This is a genomic window from Bacteroides cellulosilyticus DSM 14838, from assembly GCF_000158035.1.
In the GTDB taxonomy this organism is placed as follows: domain Bacteria; phylum Bacteroidota; class Bacteroidia; order Bacteroidales; family Bacteroidaceae; genus Bacteroides; species Bacteroides cellulosilyticus.
The window spans coordinates 485,709-491,825 of record NZ_EQ973495.1 but is presented as its reverse complement, the minus strand read 5'-3'; the positions used below and the strand labels follow the sequence as shown (position 1 = coordinate 491,825).

Sequence of the window (6,117 nt, the reverse complement as noted above, 5' to 3'; positions counted from 1 at the left end):
GAAGGTACTTGTCCCCTCGTTACCTTCTTTGCCCGCCTGGCTTACTATAAGTTTAACGTCATATTTACTTGCACGCTTGCACTATTTGCTGTAAGTTGCTGATAAATAGTTGAAAAAAACGTGGTGGCAGCAACTTTATTTGCGTGTAAGCAAAAAGTTGCTTGCACGCTTTGTCAGGGATAACGCCTACTCTTCTTTCTGTTAATGACACGTGTGTATTCCGCTGATATACAATGTTCTTTTGATTAATATACGTTTTATTTAGAATGGCCACAATTGTGGTTCACTTGTTTTATAATGGTGATTCATGTGCTCCATCAATGTGAAGCAGTTGTACCACAATTGTGGTCACTCGTAAATTGGCAATGTGAATTTAATAAATACTTGGTATTATTCGTAAAGAAGTGGCATCAGACAGGTATAGAATAGTGTGGCTTTTCCTCCGAAAAACGTTCATAAAGGACACGAAACACTAGGAGGCTGCATCTATATATGGGTGGCGTTGGGTATATAGATGCAATCGTCGGGAAGGTTTTAACTCATGCACCGGAAATATCGGCTGAACCTAATGAACAGCAGTATGCGGTTTGCAATGATTTCGGGGTAATTAGGAGAGTGGATAATGAAAAAACGGGAAATAGGGATAAGTGTCATTGTGACAAATTGTATTTTTAGTTGACTGAGAATGCACTGTTTCTGTCCGTATGTCTACCGAGATGGAAATGTGGAAATGAAAAACGGTAAATGTCAGAATAATAGTTGGATAGCGAAATTGTTACATTTGTTCTGGAACGAAATAGCTCTCTAAAACTGTTCTTATAGGTGAAAAATCTGACACAAATAAGTGCGTTGGCGATAAGTAGTAACCCTTTTGCCTATATGTAGTAACCTTTTTACCTATAAGTAGTAACCCTTTCACCCGTAAGTAGTAACCCTTTTCTGCATAAGTAGCTATCAAAGCTGCAATTATATGCAATAATAGTGTATTCTTATCCTTTCTTTATTCACTGAATATGCTGGTTTGTGATTTTGTAAACTAAAGTATGTTGCGAAAATGAGGAATATACTATCATTGTGGATGCTGGATGGGTGTAGGTACTATTGTTTTGATATTTTTTATCTCTTAGTTTCTTGAAAATGATTGTGTATGGGGCTCTTTAAAATGAAGATTTTTATCTTGCGCAACGGTGCAACTCTGTGCAATCGTTTGCACTGTTGCATTTGCATATTTCTTATATTTCTTATATTTTAATATTTTAATAAAGCATATTTTTGTTGCGTCATGTTATAGATACCTTATAAAAGAGAAAGTAATCGAAAGATAATTTCGAATATATAATATAGGTAATTAATATTGTTAACTTTAATTTTTTAAATGCATGAAGCAAGTTAATCTTAGAATCTATCGAATGATTCTTCCCCTATTGATGGGGTTATTCTTGTCTGTTGGCGTTTATGCACAGAACATTACCGTGAAAGGGCATGTAAAAGATGCTACGGGATTGGAAGTGATAGGCGCGAATATCGTAGAAAAAGGAAATACCTCTAATGGTACAATCACCGACCTTGATGGAAATTTCACCTTGAGTGTTCCTAAAGGTGCTACATTAACAATATCTTTTATTGGTTATCAGACACAAGAAGTAGCAGCTGCTCCTATGGTGATGGTGACACTGAAAGATGATGCAGAATTATTGAGTGAAGTAGTAGTAGTGGGGTATGGTCGTACCAAGAAAGATGATCTTACAGGTTCGGTAACGGCAATCAAACCGGATGAACTCAGTAAAGGTATCACCAACAATGCGCAGGATATGTTGGTTGGAAAAGTGGCCGGTGTCGATGTTATCACTGCAGGTGGTACTCCGGGTGCAGGTGCTCAGATTCGCGTGCGTGGCGGATCTTCTCTTAATGCTTCAAACGATCCGTTGATTGTTATTGATGGTTTGACCATTGATAACAATACTCCAAAAGGAATGAGTAATCCCTTGGCTATGGTTAATCCGAATGATATTGAAACTTTTACAGTTTTAAAGGATGCTTCTGCTACTGCCATTTACGGTAGCCGTGCTTCAAACGGTGTTATCATTATTACCACTAAGAAAGGTAAGAGTGGTTCTGCCCCTAAGGTTTCTTACAACGGTGACATGACAATTTCTATGATCCAGAAAAAGTATGATGTACTCAATGGTGATGAGTTTCGTGAACTTGTTAATAACATCTGGGGCGATAAAGCCGGTGAAGTAGGTATGGGTAACGCTAATACTGATTGGCAAGATCAAATATTCCGCACTGCTATCTCTCATAGTCATAATGTATCAGTATCCGGTGGTTTGAAAAATATGCCTTACCGTTTGAGTTTGGGATATAACGCTTCTGACGGTATCGTTGAAACCTCATGGATGCGCCGTGCCAATGTCGGCTTGAATCTTTCTCCTTCTTTCTTCGATGATCACCTCAATTTGAAGATTAACGCTAAGTATATGTATGAGAAAGACCGTTATGCTGATGCAGGCGGTGCAATAGGTTCTGCTCTTTCAATGGATCCCACTCAGCCGGTATACTTTGATGCTGATGATGCCCGTGCTCCATTTTTCGATGGTTATTTTCAACATTCGCAGTCACCTAAAGATTTCAATGCAGAATGGAAATATACTAATAATCCCAATGCTCCTCAGAATCCTTTAGCTCTGTTGAAACTTAAGGATGTACAGGCTGTTGCCAATGACTTTACAGGTAACTTTGATGTAGACTATAAGGTACATGGCTTTGAAGATTTACGTCTGCATGCCAGCTATGGCGGACAGTATACTGAAAGTAAGCAGGACGATATAATCTCCAAGTATTCTTATTCTAACAACTACTTTGGTTGGAATGGCATAACGCAGACTTATAAATATAGTGTCACAGCTAATGCTTATGCTCAGTACGTTAAGGAAATAGGCGCCCATAATTTTGATATAATGGTTGGTGCCGAAGAAAGTCACTTCCACCGCAGTGGTTACGACTATGGTCAAGGTACCGATCCTTACGATGGTACTCCTCATGATGCCAAATTGAGAGAAGAACAAGCATGGGCTACGCATAACTCTTTAGTTTCTTACTTCGGTCGCTTAAATTATACGTTGCTCAACAGATATATGCTTACGGCTACGTTCCGTGCCGATGGTTCTTCTCGTTTCTCTGAAGACAATAGATGGGGTTACTTCCCTTCTGTGGCATTGGCGTGGAAAATCAATGAAGAGGCATTTATGAAGAATCTTACTTGGTGGAATGAATTCAAACTTCGTTTGGGATGGGGTATGACAGGTCAGCAGGATATTAACTCTGATTTCGGTTATGAAACTCATTATACTTCAAGCGACTCTTTCGCTCAGTATCCTTTTGGCGATACTTACTATGGTACGATGCGTCCGTCGGCTTACAATCCTGACTTGAAGTGGGAGACTACAACTACCTATAATGCCGGTATCGATTTGGGCTTCCTGAATAACCGCATCACAGCCAATATTGATGGTTACTACCGCGAAACCAAAGATTTGCTGAATTCTATCACTATTCCTGTAGGTATGCAGTTTGGTTCTCAGTTAACAAAGAATATCGGTTCGCTGAAGAATTACGGTGTGGAATTCTCTATTAATGCCAAACCTATTGTAACTAAAGATTTTACTTGGGATGTAAGCTATAATATTGCTTGGAACCATAATGAAATTACTGACTTGGTGGATGGTGATGCAGGCTATTATGCATGGTCGGGAGATAAGATCAGTCGTGGTAACAATACCTTGATTCAGGCAAATACTGTAGGTAAAGCAACTAACTCATTCTTTGTTTATCAGCAAGTGTATGATGAGAATGGTAAACCTATTGAAGGTATGTACGTAGACCGTGATGGTAACGGACGTATTGACAATGGTGACCGTTATTTCTACAAGAAACCCTCTGCTGATGTTATTATGGGTCTTACAACTAAATTCCTCTATAAGAACTGGGATTTGAGTATGTCTTTCCGTGCTTCTATTGGTAACTATGTTTATTACGATTTCTTGTCGAATCGTGCAATGGTCAGCCAATCCGGCTTGTATTCTAACAGTGCCCTGCATAACTCTACTGCCGAGGCTGTAGCATTGGGCTTTACCGGTGTAGGAGTAGGTAACGATAATTATTTGAGCGATTACTTCGTACGTAATGCTTCTTATCTGAAGTGCTCAAACATTACTTTAGGTTACTCTTTCCCTGCATTGTTTAAGGTAGCTGGTCATGAAACATGCTCTGGTCGTGCATTCCTTACTGCTCAAAATCCTTTTATTATTTCTAAATATAAAGGCATCGACCCTGAGGTAGCAAGCGGTATTGATTCCAATCCTTATCCGCGTCCTTTCAGCATTCAAGTTGGCTTAAGCCTGAATTTTTAACCTATTAAATGCATATAATGATGAAACATATATTTTTGAAAACAGCCCTTGCAGCCCTCCTTATGGGTGGAGTGGCAACGTCGTGTGTCAACGACTTGAATATTTCGTCTATCGATCCGCAGTCCAGTTCATCGTATGGAGATATGGAACTGTTGGCGAAAATCTACAGTACACTGGGTCTGACAGGCCAGAAAGGTCCTGCCGGTAGTGGAGATATCAGTAGTGATGAAGGTGAAAGCGGATTCTACCGTACTACATTCAATCTACAAGAACTTTGTACCGATGAATGCCTTTGGGCTTGGCAGACTGACGCTGATATTCCTCAAATCACCAATATTGACTGGACGGCTTCATCTGTTCGCGTGCAATGGACGTTCCAGCGTCTGGCTTTCGATGTGACGCTCTGTAACTTCTATCTTACCAACACCGAGGATAAGGCTGAAGAGGCTGACTATAAACAGTATCGTGCCGAGGTCCGCTTTTTGCGTGCCCTCCATATGTGGTACTTCCTCGATCTTTGGGGAAAGGCTCCTTTCAAGACTACGTACGATATTTATGAACTGCCTGTAGAGAAAGCTGGTAAAGAACTTTATGACTGGATTGACAAGGAGTTGACCGAAATAGAACCGGATCTTGCCGAAGTGGGTGCATTCAATAACTCTTCTAACTTTGGACGTGCCGATAAAGGTGCCGCTTATATGCTCCATGCCCGTTTGGCTCTGAACTCTGCTGTTTATACCAAAGGTGCGGTAAAAGACTATCAGAAGGCTATTGACTATTGCGATCTGCTTGATGGGAAATATGAACTTTCTAAAGCTGAAAAGAATGGCTATACTGGTTATGAGCAAGTGTTTATGGCTGATAATGACCAAAATCCGCAAGCTATGAAAGAAATTATCCTGCCTATCCGTCAGGATGGTGCAAAAACAAAATGTTATAGTGGCGCCAATTATCTGGTAAGTTCTACCCGTATCACCGGAATGCCTTATATGGGTACTTCCAATGGTTGGAGCTGTAACTTCTCCCGTGCAGCTTTGGTTAAGAAATTCTTCTCTACGCTTGAAGATTGTCCGATTGCTACAGAAAAAGCGCCGGATAAAGCTACCGAGGCAGAAATTATCGCGCTTGATGAGGCTGCTGGTACTACTACAAAAGACGTGCAGAAGAAAGCCAACGATCATCGTGCATTGTTCTATTCCGGTTGCGGCGGTGGACTTCGCAAACTACAGGCTGAACAGATTGCAGGTTTTAACTCCGGTCTTTCTATTGTGAAGTGGAGTAACATTCGTACAGATGGTGCAGCGACTTCACATAATGAATTCCCCGATGTGGATATTCCTTTGATACGTTATGCTGAAATGTATCTGACTCGTGCAGAGGCTAAGTTCCGTTTGACTGGTGACCCGCAACAAGCGCGTGCTGATATTGAAGTTTTGCGTAGCCGTGCAGGTGCTTCTACTCCTGCTACTATTACCGAACAATATATTATTGATGAATGGTGTCGTGAGTTCTATATGGAAGGTCGTCGTCGTAGTGATTTGATCCGTTTTGGTCTTTTCACAGGTGACAAATACATTTGGGATTTCAAGGGTGGTGTAGCAGAAGGAAAGAGCGTGGAAGATTTCTTCAACGTGTATCCTATTCCGGCTGATGACATCAATGGTAATAAGAACTTGACTCAGAACCCGCGTTATTAATAGAATTT

At 40.6% G+C, this 6,117-nt stretch carries 2 protein-coding genes; both read left to right on the top strand.

Features of this window, described 5'->3' with window-relative positions; genetic code table 11:
- The first annotated feature begins 1,379 nt into the window (after nucleotides 1-1,379).
- Complete coding sequence (locus BACCELL_RS24190) at nucleotides 1,380-4,412, top strand: SusC/RagA family TonB-linked outer membrane protein (protein WP_007214778.1); 3,033 nt, start codon at nucleotides 1,380-1,382, stop codon at nucleotides 4,410-4,412.
- Nucleotides 4,413-4,432: 20 nt separating this feature from the next.
- Nucleotides 4,433-6,109: a starch-binding outer membrane lipoprotein SusD gene (susD, locus tag BACCELL_RS24185; protein WP_044154407.1), complete on the top strand. Its 1,677-nt coding sequence runs from the start codon at nucleotides 4,433-4,435 to the stop codon at nucleotides 6,107-6,109.
- Nucleotides 6,110-6,117: the final 8 nt, after the last annotated feature.

Coding starts and splice junctions, on each gene's coding strand:
- susD (WP_044154407.1), top strand. CDS start 4,433: ATGAAACATATATTTTTGAAAACAGCCCTTGCAGCCCTCCTTATGGGT.
- BACCELL_RS24190 (WP_007214778.1), top strand. CDS start 1,380: ATGAAGCAAGTTAATCTTAGAATCTATCGAATGATTCTTCCCCTATTG.